This is a genomic window from Vibrio sp. SCSIO 43140, assembly GCF_023716585.1.
Taxonomy (GTDB): Bacteria; Pseudomonadota; Gammaproteobacteria; order Enterobacterales; family Vibrionaceae; genus Vibrio; species Vibrio maritimus_B.
The window spans coordinates 842,524-859,220 of record NZ_CP071851.1 but is presented as its reverse complement, the minus strand read 5'-3'; the positions used below and the strand labels follow the sequence as shown (position 1 = coordinate 859,220).

Below are 16,697 nucleotides of genomic sequence, written 5' to 3'. Positions count from 1 at the left end.
AGTTTCTAAGATTAAGAGTTTTACATCACTGGGCAACAATCAAGGTCAGCTCTACACGACGATTGCATGCTTTACCAAATTGAGTCGTATTCGTACACGCAGGAACGTACTCACCATACCCTCTGGTATAAATCATCTGTCTTGGTACGTTCTTTCCAATCAAGGTGCGTTTCACTGACTCAGCTCTTTTGTCAGACAGCGAATCATTCAAGCGAACAGTACCCGTGTTATCCGTGTGCCCACCAATCACCACGTCTACACCTTGTTGACGAGACAAGAAATTCGCCAGTTGCTCCAACCACATTGCCGAACCATCAGCAACATTCGCAGAACCCGTATTGAAATGGATTTTTTGTTTTAGGCGAATCATGACGTAGTCACCAGGAATGAGTTCATAATCCAGCCCTTGATTCACAAGATAGGTTTCCAACTCATCCCAAGAGTGACTTCGATATTGACCATTTGGCCCACCAACCTTAGCAGTCGACATGATAGGAGCATCCGCCCACTCTGGGTGCATGACGTCGTGCTCACTGCGGGGCGCTGTTTCTAACATTTCTGGAAACATCTTACTCGTTGTCTCGGACACTGAACTGCATCCTGCGAGTACAATCGCAGAGGTTAACCACACCACTCGCTTTAGCATTAACATCGCCAACTCCTAAATCTCAATCATGCTGTTTATATCGACCAAAGCAGCGAAACCTTTACAAAAAATCTTTCGCTTATTCCCCTCTTGTGCGGTCTACTCATTCAACGTTAAACTCTCTGCATCCAATCCATTTAGAAGCATTATGATGTTAAAAACATTTTCTAAGTCTCTTGCCATTCTCGCACTCGTTGCATCTATAGCTGCTTGTAGCGATTCTTCTACGCCAACCGAAGGCAAACAGTACCGTACCCTAGATACCAATCTATCGACTTACCGACTACCTCAAGTAACGGAAGTGTTCTCTCTAGGATGTGGTCATTGCCGTAACCTTGAGCCAATGCTGCCTGAGCTAGAGTCTAAGATTGATTCCAAATTAGGCAAAATGCATGTCATGTTCAATGATAGCGCTAAAATTGCTGCCATGATTTTCTACACAGCCGTAATGCAATCGGAAGGCGGCAATGTCCCTGCGGATATGAAAGACAGCTTGTTTGCACTGGTGCAAGACCGTGACCTTGATGGAGCCGCAAAGAAAGCCGAGCTGGACCGTATTTTCGAGTCTCGCAACATGGTTAGCCCGTACGCACTCGATGAAGCTCAGCAAGAGCAGTTGTTCACCTATCTAGAGCAGGCTGAAGCGGTGTCTATGGAAGCGCAAATTAACGCTGTACCTACCTTCATCGTTAACGGCAAGTATGAAGTCATGATTTCTGGCCATCAGGGAATCGATGAGATTGCTGAAACTATCAACTATCTAAAAACAAAATAAAGGAACACTCGTGTCTAAAATTCTAATTCCTATTATTGTTCTGCTTCTGGCAGCATTTATGATTTACCGTACTTGGGGTAACAGCAAAGCCGCTGAAGAGAACTTTCAGCAAGGACAAGCATTCCTACTTGAAAATGGCAAAAAAGAAGGCGTGATCACCACAGAAAGTGGACTGCAGTATGAAGTGCTTCAAAAAGGTGAAGGCACGGAAAAGCCAACAGCAACGAGCAAGGTAAAAGTGCACTATCACGGTACGCTCATCGACGGTACTGTATTCGACAGCTCAGTCGATCGCGGTACACCAATCAGCTTTGGTCTGAACCAAGTCATCAAAGGCTGGACGGAAGGTTTGCAGTACATGTCAGAGGGCGATAAGTTCCGCTTGTACATCCCTAGCACGTTAGGCTATGGCAAAAGCGGTACCGGTCCAATCCCACCTTCTGCGGTATTGATCTTCGATGTAGAGTTACTTGAAATTCAATAATCTCTAAAAAACGCCCCGTCATTTGAAACGGGGCGTTTTTGTTTATACCGGATAAAACTCAAATCCAGATTCCGTTACTAGGTAGCAATCCATCCCAGCAGCATGAGCGGCTTGAAGTCCCAGTTGGGTATCTTCAAAGACCACACAGTTCTCGGGCGTCTTACCCATTTTTTCTGCCGCTATTACAAATGTATCTGGATTTGGCTTGTGGTTTTCCACCTCTGTTGCTGTAACCACGCACTCAAAATCGTCAAGTACGCCCGCTTCTCTTAAAAGTCGAATTGCCGAATCTCTCTGGCTTCCCGTACCGATAGCCATTGGTTTAACATCTATATGTTGTTTGTACACTTCGAACGTATGCTCAATGATTTGTCCTTCAAAAGGCAACGTTGTGAAGGTACGCATTTTAAATCTCGACACTTCACCTTGGTCTAAATTAAGCTGATAACGCTTATTGACCTCACCAGTAATTTTATAGCTTGGCATTCCACCTAATGAATGTAACCACGCTTGATCATAGGGAAACTGAAAATTCTCAGCCGTAATCTCCCATGCTCTGTCATGATTAGGCATGGTGTCTAACAGAGTGCCATCCATATCAAAAATAATTGCGTCATACTTTTCCAGCTGTAACAAGACGTTAACTCCTTCGCTGTCGGTTCAAAATCGATTATCGAGAAAAATCACTAAAGAACGGCGTTCTATTACCGATATTTATATCAACATGGAAACATATTCGTGCGTTTAATATGCGGTCGATTCCATTTTTTTGTTTGTAGTACTGCTAACAGAGACTAGAAATCAATAGCTTGCTATATTGCGCGACCCAAAAGGGCATCGACAACAAATAATAACAAAACTTGCATGATTTCGTCTTCTCCCATTGAAGACGTTTAGGTAAGGATTCAGAAAGTATTAAGGTTCAATATGAAGATAAAGCATCAACTTATCATTCTCGGGTCTCTGTCACTTATGGCGATTCTAGCGGTACTGGCAAGCAGTACCTATTTCGCTCGACATGCAGAAAACCTATCGAGCGCTATGACTCAACTAGGAAAGCTCGAAGTGACGCTGCTCAACTTACGCCGTAATGAAAAAGACTTTTTGTTGAGGAAAGATGACAAGTACCTAGATAAGTTCACCCAAAATGTTGCACTCTTCCTAGATCAAAAACGACAGCTCGATCAGACGCTCTCCGAATCTGGTGTAAACCTGCCAAATCAGCTAGAACAAGAACTTGCCAGCTATCGCGATACCTTTACTCGCCTTGTGACGGCATACAAGCAGCTCGGATTGTCACATCAGTCAGGATTGCTCGGGCAGTTCATGACAGAGCTAGATAAACAGATTATGTCACAACCTAGCATTGCATTGGTTGAACTGGAACGAGCAGTCTTGTCAGGCTCTGAACTTACCCTCGTCCCTACCGGCATTGCGTACCTAGACCAAATCAGCGCAGAGGTATTAGCACAGCGCTCAACCATAGGCTTTAAGTACAATCAGGGATTATTAGGCGACACTCGTAGCCGTTCACATAGTATTGAAACGGATTTCGAAGCATTCAATCAAACCATGGTAGCTGCGTTGGATGAAGCTGTAGAGTCATTGACAACAATTAAGTGGACTATTTCCGTCGGTCTAATTTTGGCGATCATCGCTCTTATCACGACCATCCTTCGCTCTATTGGTCGAGACGTGGACCTACTGCAAACCACTATCTCACGCATAGCACAAAACAACGACTTAACACACCGAGTGAGCGTAAAAGGCAACAATGAAATGGCTTCTATCGGGCAGGCAGTTAACTCGTTAATCGACAGCTTTAAACACCTGATTGCTGACACACAACAACAGTCAAGCCAATTAAAAAACAGCAGTGCGAGCATGAGTGCTGAACTGCAAAACGTCGTCGAACAGCTCCACAATCAAAGCGATCACACCAACTCAATGGCGACAGCAGTACAACAGATGGTGACGACTATTGATGAGATTTCGCAAACGACGCATCACGCGGCAGATGTGGTAAACCAAGCATCAAGCAACTCGGTACAGAGCCGTCAATTCGTAGACGATACGGTTAGCAACATTCAATCACTCTCAGCAGTGCTCGCAGAAAGCAATAACGAGATACGCTCTCTTAATGACCATGTCGGCAAAATAGGTGGAGCGGTACACATCATTCAAGATATTGCCGAACAAACGAACTTACTTGCACTGAATGCGGCTATTGAAGCTGCTCGTGCCGGTGAGCAAGGTCGTGGTTTCGCAGTTGTGGCCGATGAAGTACGCGCTCTCGCGAGTCGTACTCACCAGTCTACTGAGGAAATCACGAATCTTGTCTCCGCTATTCAATCTCAAATGACAACCGTCGTTGATGATATCGAACAGTGCAACACCCAAGGTGCGGAAACACTGAGTGCTTCTGCGAAACTCGACACCGCACTTCAGCAAATATCTGATGACATGACGCGTATTCAATCCAACTCGGAACAAATCGCCGCTGCAATCGAAGAGCAAGGCATCGTAATGAACCAAGTGGGCGAATCGATTACAGACCTAAACCAGATTTCGACGGACAATATGAACAATGCCACGGCTTGTATCGAGGAAGTTCAAAAGGTATCAAACCAAACTCAACATATGGATAAAGCCATCTCTGTATTCAAAATTTAGTATTACGCCCCAAATAGGAATACTAAATACCAAAAGAAAAGCCTCTGTTTTTAACAGAGGCCTTTGTTTTTCTGCGACGAGCGCCTTACTTCTTTACGATAACCTGTTCATGCTCCGTGAGTTCTCGAACAAACGGCGATGGTGAGGATTGGTAAGTCACCCAAATCTTCACTTTGGCTCGAGTCATTGCCACATAAAACAAACGTCTCTCTTCTGCATGAGGGTATGTATCGGTGCCAGAAGTCAGCGCATCGTTGAGGTGAACAAACTTACGCTTCGCTGGGAACTGTCCCTCATCGGCATTAACAATGATGACAAAGTCAGCTTCTTTACCTTTACTGGCATGGCAAGTCATGTAGTCGAGCGATAGATTTGAGAATCGCTTGCGCCAATCGTCGAAAAGCTCAGGTTTGTGGTAATGGTTGCGACCTAACAACAGCACTGATTTAGTCACCTTTGCTTTACTATTAAGGTCATCTAGGATTTTTTCAACACGGTTACCGTGCTCTACTACCACCGCCTTTTGTTTAACCGACTTATGGCTCTTGATCTCTTTGGTTAACTGCGTTGGATTGGCCTGAATAAAGTCTGAGGAGACCTCAAGCAGCTTGTCACTAAATCGATATGTCGTGTCGAGTAAATGGATTGAAGAATCGGGAAAGCGCTGACCAAATTCTGTGGTCAGATCCACATCAGACCCCGTGAACTGGTATATCGACTGCCAATCATCCCCCACAGCAAACAATGATGCCGTATTACCCTTCTGTTCACACAGCGATTGTACAAGAGCAAGCCTATCCGGCGAGATATCTTGATACTCATCGACCATAATAAACTTCCACGGCGATGAAAATTTACGAGACGAAACACGTTTCGTGGCATTTGTAATCATCGAGGTGAAATCAATTTGATCGTTGTCTTTGAGCATTTTTTGCCATGCTTGATAGCATGGCCAACAAAGCGCTAGCTCACTATTTAAGCGAGTGTAATCTGCCTCATCGATGATTTTTTCCTGAATGGCCTTTTTGTTTAATCCGGTGGCGATAAGCTGATCAAGTTGCTGCTCCAGCCACGCGATGAGTTTAGGGTTCTCGCTTTGACTACCTAGCTCTTCATCGCCCTTCAAATAGGCAATAGGCCACTTAGACAAATGCTTTTGCCAACGTTTAAAGTTGGTCGGTGTCATCCAATGCTTTTTGAGCCACTCAATACACCAACCTGTTTTTTGCGAAGACTCTGTTGCCAATGGCGAAAGCTTCGGAGGCTGGATTTCCGTTTCTTTGAGGATTTGGAGACCAAGCTGGTGAAAGGTCAGCACGGAAATTTCATCCGCAGTCTTACCCAGTTTCCGCTCAAGACGATCACGCATTTCTTGCGCGGCTTCTCGTCCAAATGCCACCAGCAAGATTTGATCAGGTTGCGCGAGATGACTCTGCAAAAGATAAGATACTCTCGCCATCAATACGCTTGTCTTGCCCGACCCCGCACCAGCTAGAATAAGGTTTTGATCGTTGTTGTGCAGAACCGCCAACTGTTGTGAATAGTTCATTGGCGAGGATTCAGATTGTGAAAACAGAACCTGCCAGTTCTCCCGCTCTTCTTCTAACCAATTTACATTTCTCTCTTGCAAAGCATGGGGAGCATCCTCAATCCAAGGAAGCAGTTTTTGAATTCGGTTCGGCATAGTGCGCATTGCTTCCGCAATCGACATATTCATCTCAAGAAACTGGCTGTCTACTTCAGCAACCCAATTGTTCATCATCGATTGAGGAAGAAACTGCGGCAATGTTCGCAGGCGATTGAGCTCCTGTTCCCATTTAGGTAGGTAGGCTTTCAGAAGTGTACATTGTTCTTGATGCCAGCTTTGATATACCGATACCGCATGCTTCGCAAAGCGTTGTGCTTCTTGCCACGGTAAGCCTTGCACAACCCATTGAACTTGTTTGTTGTCAGATTCATGGGCGTGAACCGTAATAGAAGACCATATCAGTCCTCTTTTCACACCGAGCTTGCCACTCCATTCACAAAATGGAATCCGCACTTCTGCCCTCACAGAGTGAAGCACCAAGCAATGTTGTTGCAGTTCGATAGTGCGAAACTCGTGTTGAGTGAACATTTCAGCAGTGGGAGTAGCGGTTAGCAGCATGATAAATCTGAATAGCGTTGTTGTGTTTTATGTTTGTAGTCTACTGTATCGCAAGGCTAATTCCATCCAAGTTTATGTAATAAGTGTGAAAAAGAATCCAAATAAAAACGCTCCCTGTTCGTGGGAGCGTTTGTCACTATTGATTACTTGTTGGTTGGAGTCTGAAGCTTATCCATCACTTCATCTAAGTTGAAGCTGGCTGCTTTTTGCCTTGGTGGGAACTCTTTGAAGGTTTCTAAGAACTTACCTACGTACACCTGCGCTGGTACTAGCAGGTAAACCCTATCCAGCATCCAGTCATAGTATGTGTTCGAGGTAACGTCTGCGACTTCATATGGGTCCATTCTCAAGTTAAAAATCTTAGGAACTCGCAAAGTAACAAACGGTTCTGCCCAGATACGAAGTGTGCCCTCTACGCGCTGCTCCATAAAGACCACTTTCCAGTTGTTGTAGCGGAGCGCGGTAAGGTCACCATCATCAGAGAAATAGAAAATCTCTGCTCGTGGAGACTCTTCTGATTCACCAGTTAAGTATGGAAGGAAGTTGTAACCATCAAGGTGAACCTTAAAGTTCTTATCTCCCGCTTGGTGACCTTTGAGGAGTTTTTCTTTCACATCAGGCTCACCCGCCGCTGCCAAGAAGGTTGGTAGCCAATCCATATGGTGCATGATGTTATTAGACACTGAGCCCGCTTCAATTTTCCCAGGCCACTTAACCATGGCTGGAACTCGGTACGCGCCTTCCCAGTTGGTGTTCTTTTCACCACGAAATGGCGTCAGACCAGCATCTGGCCAAGTGTTCATATGTGGTCCATTATCGGTTGAGTAGAACACTATGGTGTTATCCTCAATACCGAGCTCGTCGACTTTTTTGAGGAGCTCACCAACATGGTTATCATGCTCAATCATGCCATCAGCATAAAAGCTGATCCCTGATTTACCTAAGTTGCCTTCTTTAACGTGGGTACGGAAGTGCATTCGAGTCGCGTTCCACCAAACGAAGAATGGCTTCTTCGCCTCAACTGCGCGATCCATAAAATCGAGCGCCGCTGATAGCGTCTCTTCATCTACGGTTTCCATACGTTTACGAGTGAGTGGCCCGGTATCTTCAATCTTGCCGTCCGCGTAAGACTTAATAACGCCCCTAGGACCAAACTGCTTGCGAAACTCAGGATCTTTTGGATAGTCGACGTTTTCAGGTTCTTCCTCGGCGTTCAAGTGGTATAAGTTACCAAAGAACTCATCAAAACCGTGATTGGTCGGTAAGAACTCATCCTTATCACCTAGGTGATTTTTACCAAATTGACCCGTCATATAGCCATGCGGTTTGAGCAGTTCAGCAATAGTTGCATCTTCTGCTTGCAATCCAAGGTCAGCGCCTGGAAGACCAACTTTACTTAACCCAGTACGAAGTACACTTTGTCCGGTAATAAATGTCGAGCGTCCTGCTGTACAGGATTGTTCCCCATAATAATCTGTAAACATCATGCCATCTTTCGCGATGGAGTCGATATTCGGCGTTTTATAGCCCATTAAGCCAAATGTATAAGCACTGACGTTTGATTGTCCGATGTCGTCACCCCAAATGACGAGGATATTGGGCTTATCCTCAGCATAACTGCTTGCTGAAACACCAATTAACGCGGTAGCCAATACAGCTAAGCTCCGCTTAAACCTTGTAGTCGTTGTCATGTATACCTCTACGTTAGTTGGTTGCGTCCTGCCCATTAACGTATAGTCGCAATCATGCATAACCTCCACTAATCAAAGCGTTTTTCTTAGATCCAACCTCACACTTCCATCGGTTGTAATTGAGAATATTGTCACACTCTCTCAAATGATATAAACGGCGTTTATTCTCTGTATAACCCACTGATTTTATTAACCATGAAAGACCAATATAACTTTCTTTTATAGTCTCTATAAGACGACTTTGCCTCTAGCCTGACCTAAAGTGCCGAGCATACAGATACCGTCAGGTGTCTCGTTCAAATCCAATAAGTTAAAAGACGATGGAGTCTAGAATGGCGAACCACTTAAGTAAGATTGCAATGGGCGTAGGCCTGGTTGCTACATCTTCGGCAGCAGTCGCAGCAGACCAACCAAACATCCTAGCGATTTTTGGTGATGATGTTGGTTACTGGAATATTAGCGCGTATAACCAGGGCATGATGGGCTACGAAACCCCAAACATTGACCGTATTGCTAATGAAGGTGCACTATTTACGGATCACTATGGACAGCAATCATGCACCGCTGGGCGTGCGGCATTCATCACTGGTCAAGAACCATTCCGTACTGGTCTTCTGACCATCGGTATGCCTGGTTCTACACACGGTATTCCTGACTGGGCTCCTACTATTGCAGACTTGTTGAAAGAACAAGGCTACATGACAGCCCAGTTTGGTAAAAACCACTTAGGTGACCAAGATCAACACCTTCCTACTAAACACGGTTTCGATGAGTTCTTCGGTAACCTTTACCATCTAAACGCTGAAGAAGAGCCAGAGACTTACTACTACCCGAAAGACCCAGAGTTCCGTAAGAACTATGGCCCACGCGGTGTAATCAAATCTTACGCGGACGGCAAGATTGAAGATACCGGTCCTATGACTCGTAAGCGTATGGAGCATGCCGACGAAGAGTTCTTAGAAACCTCTTTGGCGTTCATGGAAAAAGCCGTTAAAGCTGACAAACCTTTCTTCATCTGGCACAACACCACACGTATGCACGTTTGGACACGTCTACAAGAGAAATACCAAGGTAAATCTGGTATCTCAATCTACGCTGACGGTATGTTAGAGCACGACGACCACGTCGGTATCTTGCTAGACAAACTTGATGAGCTAAAAATTGCTGACAACACTATCGTTATCTACTCTACTGACAATGGTGCAGAGACAGTAAGCTGGCCTGATGGCGGCGCGACACCATTCCATGGCGAGAAAGGCACAACATGGGAAGGCGGTATGCGCGTTCCTCAGTTAGTTCGCTGGCCTGGCGTGATTGAACCAGGTACTCGCATCAATGAAATGATGGCTCACCAAGACTGGTTGCCAACTCTGCTTGATGCCGCTGGCGTTCCTGATGTGAAAGAAAAACTCGCTGAAGGCTATAAAGCTAACGGTAAAGATTGGCGCGTACACATTGATGGCTACAACTTTAGACCGTTCTTTGAAGGTAAAACTGACGAAGCACCTCGTGAATCACTACTTTACTTCACAGCAAATGGTGAGCTAAACGCGGTTCGTTGGAATGATTGGAAACTGCACTTCGCGACACTAGAAGGTAACATCACTGACGCGGTTCGCTTCTCTCCAAACTGGCCGAAGATCATTCACCTTCGTGCGGACCCATTCGAGAAAGCCCCACACGAATCAGGTATGTACCTGCGCTGGATGGCAGACAACATGTGGTTGTTCGTACCAATTCAAGATGTACTGGGTGACTTCTTCAAGACATTGCCTGACTACCCAATGCAGCAAGGTCAAATGATGAACCCTGCCGCAATCAGCTACCAATCTCTTGGTCTGCAAGGCAAGATTAAGCAACTTGAGCAGCTTCAACAACAAGTTCAACAGATGAAGTAATCGAGTTGGATGAAAGATAAAAAAAGACCAGCCTTTTGGCTGGTCTTTTGTTTTTCTGGCGGATTAAACGTAAAACGCTTCAACCGTGCCTTTAAGCTTGATCAGCATTGGTTGACCCCAACGGTCTTTTGCCTTTGGAGAAGGGATTTTTACCCAACCTTCGCTGATGCAGTATTCTTCAACGTCTGTGCGCTCTTTACCATTTAGGCGAATGCCGATTTGGTGTTCAAAACACTCAGCCACGTGGTGTGGGCTACGTGGGTTGCCTGATAGATGATCTGGTAATTCTGGCTTTGCGTTGTCGCTCATGGTGATAACCTGAATGAGTTAGTGAAAAGTGGCTTATTGTAGTCAATAGACTCTATCGCCTCAACAAGTCTCTGCGCATGTGTCGATATTTTCACTCTCAACGCCAATCTAACTTATAAAAATGCTCTGGGTTGCCTAAGAGAAATCAATCGAGATAATCCTCGACGGTTTTTGTCCCACAGACTTCGCATACGCGATGACAAGAGTAAGCGTGTGTTGAGGTCATCAAACCGCCGAATACCCAGCCTTTGAGCAAGTTTGCGACAAATGCACTACTGTCCTGTGAATATGCGCCTTCCGCTAACGCAGGTTTCTCTACCAATACCACAATATGTTTCGTTTCGGCACAACATACACTGCATACGCAGTTTTCAATCCTTTGCATGATGGCGCTCCTGATAACCAAGTCGTTGATTTGGGCTCGATTGTAAATCAACCAAGTCGCAAACTATGTTAACCAGGTAGCATATTTAAGCAGAGTTATTGGCTAAATTTCAAACAACGCCTCTTCCAGCTTTAAAACGTGGATTAAAGCGCAACATCCGTCCAAACACCGTTCAGGAGAATCCTTTGCGTGTCATAACCAAGGCGTTTTAAAAGTGCTTGGCAATGTTCATGGTGTACACCTAAATGATGGGGAGCATGCGCATCCGCGTTTATTTGGATGGGAATATTGCGTTTTTTGGCTTCTTCTAACAACCAAGACGATGGGTAAACATCATCGGTTGCCCCTCTCAGCATACCGCCATAGTTTACCTCTAGTATCACACCAGATTGTGCAACCACATCCAAAGCTTTAAGTGCAACCTCTTTGTACCAATCTTCTGATTCATCAAAGAAAACCAAAGCCTTGTTGTGTTTTTTTACAAGGTCGAAGTGCCCCAAGATATCGAATCCCCCAAGCTCACACAGCTCAGTGACTCTTTGATAGTATTTCGTGATCATCGAACGGGCACTGCCACCATGAACTTCATTCAAAAGAACTAAAAACTCGTCATGAGGACCATCCACACTGAGCATTGGGTATTGGTCATTCGGCGCTTCTAAGGTGTGTACTGAGCCAATTTTGTAGTCAAGTGGGAGTCCTTCCCATCGCTTATGGCTAGGAGTGGTCACCCCAGGAATAAAATCGAGTTCCAAGCCAAGGTAGACCTGCGTTTCTGCATGTCCTTTCAGTGCGCTAATTTCTTCAATATACGCATCGAGCTTGTCAGCGAGCATGCAGAAATCATTATCAAAGGGGAGCGGCGCATGAGAGCTAAAGCCAACAGAAACAAACCCAAGACGGTTTGCTTTTTCAAACATCTCCTGAGGAGACCCTTTTCCGTCACAATAGTGACAATGCATGTGGAAATTGCTTAGTAACATTTCTTCTACCATCAACCTACTCGACCATATTACGATTAATAGTAACGAGCTTGATTCATGTTAGAAAGAAAATTAAGCGCTTAATCTTAAGCATTTATTGCTTGTCGAGACTAAGCGCTGATCGTGTAAAAACAGACCCTACACACCACTATCTTTTGGTGAGGTCTCCTGATTTGCCATGTGTTTATTGGCGACTCGACGGTCAAAATCAGAAATGCGAGCTAAGAACTGTTGTTTCTCTTCTTTTGAAATAGAGGTAGCCAAAGGAAGGTTGACCGTGAGTGGGTTTACCGCTCGGTTACGTACCAACACTTCAAAGTGGAGATGTGGCCCAGTCAATCGCCCTGTTGCACCAGATAGCGCAATCTTCTGACCGCGTTTTACATGCTGCCCTTGTCTCACCAAAAACTTAGACAAATGTAAGTAACGTGTTGTGTAAACACTGTTGTGCTGAATGACAACATATTTACCAGCATAAGGGTGATTGCGGATAGCCGTTACAACACCATCACCTGTTGAGTAGATTGGCGCACCCACTGGCGTTGCGAAGTCGGTACCGTTATGGGGGGATATTCGTCCAGTCACCGGGTGCTTACGTTTCGGGTTGAAGTGGGATGTTACGCGGCGATATGCCTTATCTATAGGATAACGATCAAACGCTTGTTCTAAGCTGTTTCCATCGCGGTCATAGAAGCGCCCATCTTCGGCCAAAAACGCTGCGACCTCTCGGTTGCCCAATTTAATGGAAATCCCTTGAATTTCAGCGTTACCCGTTGGGTGATTACCTAAGTACTGGTGGTTAACTAAAATCTCGAAACGATCGCCGGCACGCAGATCCCTAGCAAAGTTAACTTTATCCCTCAGTACTTGAGTAATGTTAGCAATCTGTCTCGTTGATAGACCCGCTCGGTGTGCAGAAGTAGAAAAGCTGCCTTGAACCTCACCGGAATACAGCGTTTCTTTCCAGTCGCCCTGCTCTTCTTCAAAACGATACTCAAACGAACCGTCTGATTCCTTAGTGTAGATCGCGCGTTCTACCAAACTCTCGTGGAAAATCATCGACTCTAATTGTTTGGATTCGGAGTCGATAATGAGCTCGAGGTGATCGCCAGGTTTGATCGTATCAAGTTTTAGTACATTCAGATCAGCTTCGAGAATATGTTGAAGTGTCGAGTACCCAAGGTTCCATGATGAGAAGATGGTACTTAAGGTGTCCCCCACTTTAACAAAGTAGTGAACACGAATTGGATGGTCTTTTGTTTGCTCAGTACTTGAAGAAGAATCCAAAGCTACCTCACCTTGATAAGGGGTCACCTTTATTACAATTGGCTCTGGTGCCGGCTCAGGCAAAAAACTGATGAAAGAAGCGGAAGAGAGAGCGATGACTGCGGTAGTCAACAGAATAGGACGAACAAGCTTCATAATGATGATACGGAAAACGACTAATTGTTATGTTATAACACTAACATCAACTAAAGAAAACACACCTATTGTCAAACTTTGTATCAAGCTGTAGTCAGCGTTACGCCTTATTGTACTACGAAACCAGTTCAAAAAAGAAAAACGCCATAAAATGTTTCAATTTTATGGCGTTTATTGGTTCAAAGTATCATAGCGCTCTATGGCACACCATGTCCTTTAGATGCGACCCATACTCGGTACCATTGCTCACGCGTTAACTCGATATCAAGCGCCGCGATTGCAGCTTTGACGCGATCGATTTTACCAGAGCCAATGATTGGCAGTGGGTTTGATGGTAACTGCTTGACCCAAGCATAGATAACTTGATCAATACTCGTTGCGCCGACTTCTGCACGAATTGCATCTAGCTCACTACGCACTCGTTTTGCCTGCTCAGATTGACCATTGAAGATCTCACCACCAGCCAAGGTAGACCAAGCCATAGGAAGAACACGCAGCTGCTGAAGTTGATCAAGAGTACCGTCGTGAGCGACTTCGAAATTAAGTGGATTAATCTCGACTTGGTTAGTAACAAGCGGCTTACTTAGGCGTGACTGTAAAAGCTCGAACTGACGAGGAGTAAAGTTTGACACACCAAAGTGCTTAACCTTACCAATCTTGTATAGTTCATTGAATGCATCTGCAACTTCGTCAGCATTCATCAACACATCTGGACGGTGGATGAGAAGTACATCCAACTCATTCACACCCAGTCTTTGCAATGAGTTATCTACCGACTCGTAGATGTGTTTTGCACTCGTATCGTAGTGGTTGATCTTACGATCCGGAAACTTGTCACTACAAAGTTTGATGTCGCACTTCGATACGATTTGGATTTCTTTGCGAACTGATGGGTCTAGCGCTAGCGCCTCACCAAACAGTGTTTCACACTCATAGTTACCGTATATATCCGCGTGATCAACAGTTGTCACACCTAACTCGATATGCTGCTTAAGGAAGGTTAGACGCTCTTGTGGTGTCATTCCCCAGTCAGCCAAGCGCCAATACCCCTGAACCAACTCCGAAAAGTCAGGTCCACTTGGCGCCATCGTTACTTTAGAAACCATGGGTTATCTCCTTATTTAACTCTGCCCACATCCTAAGCTTGTTTACAGGTGCCCACAACGGCTAAAATTCGAAAAAACGAACTGGAGTACGAAGTTGTGAGCTTTGCTGAAAGACTTAAAGAATTGATTGGACAAGAAAGCGTCAGCGGATTTGCACGTCGCGTCGATCTGTCTGAAGCTCTCATTCGCAAATACCTCAAAGGTAGTGAACCAAGCTTAGCAAAAGCCAACCAAATCGCTATGAAAGCCAACTGCTCGCTAGAGTGGTTAGCAACAGGTTGCGGCTACTTATATAGACAAGCAGAAGTAGTCGACATGCTCGCCTATCAACTCGCCCATGAGACGGTTCTGGGTACTACCCTAGGACAGGATGAGATTCTTACCCACCGTAAGCTCATTACAGCTTATCAGTACTTGCGAGCCACCAAGAAAAACGACGGGCATCTAGATGCACATGGTATGAAAAGGCTTCTCGCCAACGTTGATAACTAATAAATCCCTCAATATGACTTTCAGAGCATTTACACTAACAAAACAATCTCGATCAATTTGTTAACATCCATTTGAGAAGCACGCAATAGCCCACTCGTTCCATTCGAAATTAAAATAGTTCATCATTCGCCGCTTAAATAAATGTGACCGAGATTAAACACACGTTTGAATAAAATACTTTACACTAATATCAACAAATCGATTTATTAAGAGCGCTGGAAATATTCCCTTTCTTGAATATAACCTCCTCTCCAATAATGTCCCCCAATAGTGGTATTCAAAAATATAAATATTTTTGAAGGGGGTTCTTATATCCGAAGAAACGGAATAAATATAAAAAGGAACACATATGAAGACTCTATTCAAACTTTCTACATTGGCGGTGAGTGTATTTGCTGCGTCGCAAGTTGCTGCTGTTGAGCTATATAATAATGAAGGAACTTCTGTAGAATTTACAGGTGTATTGGCTGCACACATGGCATCATATGGCTATGACGAAAACAGTATTGCTGCGACAGCGTTTGATAGTGAAAACATCACTATCGAAGATCCAGGTTCAAATTTTGCCCTAGATATCAAACATCAACAAGGAAAGGTGTATGGCTTAGGACGCCTAGCTTGGGATGTGAACTTCCAGACTTCATCGGCAGCTGAAACAACGATGAAAATAAACGAACCATTGACTGCTCGTGAGACATACATTGGTTTCGGTCATGATGATTTTGGCTCGGTTACAATTGGTCGCCAAACTAGCCCATACATGAAAACAGACAAAGGTTTCTACTCTATTTGGGCAGGTGGTTTCAACCAAAGCTTCTCGGATGAACTGGGCTCACGCCGTGCTATCAATGCTGTGGTTTGGCAAAACGATTTCGACAACCTTTATGTCGGTCTTCAATATCAAGCAAAACGCGAAGTTGAAGGCATCGCATTTGGTAACGGTGGTACTTACGGTGAAGTATTCTTGGGTGATACGACAATCGACAGCGGTTATGCAGCTGCCATTGCATACACTTTCGAAAGCACTGGTACTTATGTAGCTGCAGCATATAACCGTTCAGATGATATTACGGGTGATGTTAACAACTTCTTTGGCGACCCTATCTCTCTTCGTAACGCTGAGTTTTCTCAATACTCTATCGCGTTAGAGCAACACTTCATGGAAGGTGCAATATCTGTATCAGCGCGTTATGAGCACTATGACTCAAAGAATGGTGCGTCAAGCACGTTTTATGATGTCAGCGGTAACAGCTTTGGCGCGGGTGCAAACATGTATCTAAGTGATCAATGGCGTATCTATGCAAACTACGAGATGGGTGCTGAAGAGAACAACCAAGGCGGTCCTGACGTGTCTGACTTCAGTATGGTTGCTCTTGGTACAGGTTTCGCACCTGTTGCTTGGGGTGAAGTATATCTTGAGGCGTACAACGATAAACTTAAGTTTTATGGTGAAGATGGTGGCAAAGGAACACACGTATTCTTAGGCGCGGCTGTATTCTTCTAAACCATCCTAGTTAAGAAAAAGTATCTAAAAGCTCTTTGTATGCTATGTACAAAGAGCCTTTTGATAACCATTTGTAAACCCGCCAGTCATAGTTATTCTACCGGAGAAACAAAAGGACATTCGATTTATATTTAAAGATCTAGGATGGAACATCATTAATAAACCTATTAAACAAACTAAAAC

At 44.7% G+C, this 16,697-nt stretch carries 15 protein-coding genes; 6 read left to right on the top strand and 9 right to left on the bottom strand.

Annotation, left to right across the window (positions count from 1 at the left end; all coding sequences use genetic code 11):
• Positions 1-25: 25 nt before the first annotated feature.
• A complete protein-coding gene (locus J4N45_RS22340) occupies positions 26-652 on the bottom strand; it encodes an OmpA family protein (RefSeq protein WP_156110942.1) in 627 nt (208 codons plus the stop codon).
• Between the two features lie 142 nt (positions 653-794).
• Between J4N45_RS22340 and J4N45_RS22335 the strand changes: the two genes are divergently transcribed.
• Together J4N45_RS22335 and bamJ are read left to right on the top strand one after the other, a co-directional pair.
• Positions 795-1,421, top strand: coding sequence for a thiol:disulfide interchange protein DsbA/DsbL (locus tag J4N45_RS22335; protein ID WP_503058218.1), 627 nt, complete (start codon positions 795-797; stop codon positions 1,419-1,421).
• 10 nt (positions 1,422-1,431) lie between these two features.
• Positions 1,432-1,905, top strand: coding sequence for a BamJ family beta-barrel-assembly machinery protein (gene bamJ / locus J4N45_RS22330; protein ID WP_042471405.1), 474 nt, complete (start codon positions 1,432-1,434; stop codon positions 1,903-1,905).
• A gap of 42 nt (positions 1,906-1,947) precedes the next feature.
• Here the strand turns inward: bamJ and J4N45_RS22325 are convergent, their stop codons facing one another.
• Positions 1,948-2,541 (bottom strand): beta-phosphoglucomutase family hydrolase, encoded by a 594-nt coding sequence (locus J4N45_RS22325; protein WP_286036920.1) that lies wholly within the window; start codon positions 2,539-2,541, stop codon positions 1,948-1,950.
• Between the two features lie 291 nt (positions 2,542-2,832).
• On the opposite strand from J4N45_RS22325, the gene J4N45_RS22320 reads away from it, so the two are divergent.
• Positions 2,833-4,578 (top strand): methyl-accepting chemotaxis protein, encoded by a 1,746-nt coding sequence (locus tag J4N45_RS22320; protein ID WP_252017104.1) that lies wholly within the window; start codon positions 2,833-2,835, stop codon positions 4,576-4,578.
• A gap of 85 nt (positions 4,579-4,663) precedes the next feature.
• On the opposite strand, the gene helD is transcribed toward J4N45_RS22320, so the two are convergent.
• Together helD and J4N45_RS22310 are read right to left on the bottom strand one after the other, a co-directional pair.
• Positions 4,664-6,724, bottom strand: a complete 2,061-nt coding sequence (helD, locus tag J4N45_RS22315) for a DNA helicase IV (protein ID WP_252017102.1) — start codon at positions 6,722-6,724, stop codon at positions 4,664-4,666.
• A gap of 143 nt (positions 6,725-6,867) precedes the next feature.
• Positions 6,868-8,415 carry an arylsulfatase gene (locus J4N45_RS22310; protein ID WP_234496868.1) on the bottom strand — a complete coding sequence of 516 codons (1,548 nt, stop codon included), beginning with the start codon at positions 8,413-8,415 and terminating at the stop codon, positions 6,868-6,870.
• 332 nt (positions 8,416-8,747) lie between these two features.
• Here J4N45_RS22310 and J4N45_RS22305 point away from each other — a divergent pair, with 332 nt between their 5' ends.
• Positions 8,748-10,313, top strand: a complete 1,566-nt coding sequence (locus J4N45_RS22305) for an arylsulfatase (RefSeq protein WP_252017100.1) — start codon at positions 8,748-8,750, stop codon at positions 10,311-10,313.
• Positions 10,314-10,376: 63 nt separating this feature from the next.
• Here the strand turns inward: J4N45_RS22305 and J4N45_RS22300 are convergent, their stop codons facing one another.
• From J4N45_RS22300 to J4N45_RS22280, 5 genes are all read right to left on the bottom strand, one after another.
• Positions 10,377-10,622: a DUF3297 family protein gene (locus tag J4N45_RS22300; RefSeq protein ID WP_234496870.1), complete on the bottom strand. Its 246-nt coding sequence runs from the start codon at positions 10,620-10,622 to the stop codon at positions 10,377-10,379.
• 145 nt (positions 10,623-10,767) lie between these two features.
• Positions 10,768-11,007 carry a hypothetical protein gene (locus tag J4N45_RS22295; protein WP_234496871.1) on the bottom strand — a complete coding sequence of 80 codons (240 nt, stop codon included), beginning with the start codon at positions 11,005-11,007 and terminating at the stop codon, positions 10,768-10,770.
• A gap of 143 nt (positions 11,008-11,150) precedes the next feature.
• Positions 11,151-11,990 carry a histidinol-phosphatase gene (locus J4N45_RS22290; RefSeq protein ID WP_252017098.1) on the bottom strand — a complete coding sequence of 280 codons (840 nt, stop codon included), beginning with the start codon at positions 11,988-11,990 and terminating at the stop codon, positions 11,151-11,153.
• 138 nt (positions 11,991-12,128) lie between these two features.
• The gene (locus J4N45_RS22285) at positions 12,129-13,412 is read right to left on the bottom strand and encodes a peptidoglycan DD-metalloendopeptidase family protein (protein ID WP_252017096.1); all 1,284 of its coding nucleotides are present in this window, start codon (positions 13,410-13,412) and stop codon (positions 12,129-12,131) included.
• 197 nt (positions 13,413-13,609) lie between these two features.
• Positions 13,610-14,518, bottom strand: coding sequence for an aldo/keto reductase (locus J4N45_RS22280; protein ID WP_252017094.1), 909 nt, complete (start codon positions 14,516-14,518; stop codon positions 13,610-13,612).
• A 96-nt stretch (positions 14,519-14,614) separates the two neighbouring features.
• Here J4N45_RS22280 and J4N45_RS22275 point away from each other — a divergent pair, with 96 nt between their 5' ends.
• On the top strand, positions 14,615-15,010 hold the full coding sequence (locus tag J4N45_RS22275) for a helix-turn-helix domain-containing protein (protein WP_252017092.1): 396 nt from the start codon (positions 14,615-14,617) through the stop codon (positions 15,008-15,010).
• A gap of 349 nt (positions 15,011-15,359) precedes the next feature.
• Positions 15,360-16,514, top strand: a complete 1,155-nt coding sequence (locus tag J4N45_RS22270; RefSeq protein WP_252017090.1) for a porin — start codon at positions 15,360-15,362, stop codon at positions 16,512-16,514.
• Positions 16,515-16,697: the final 183 nt, after the last annotated feature.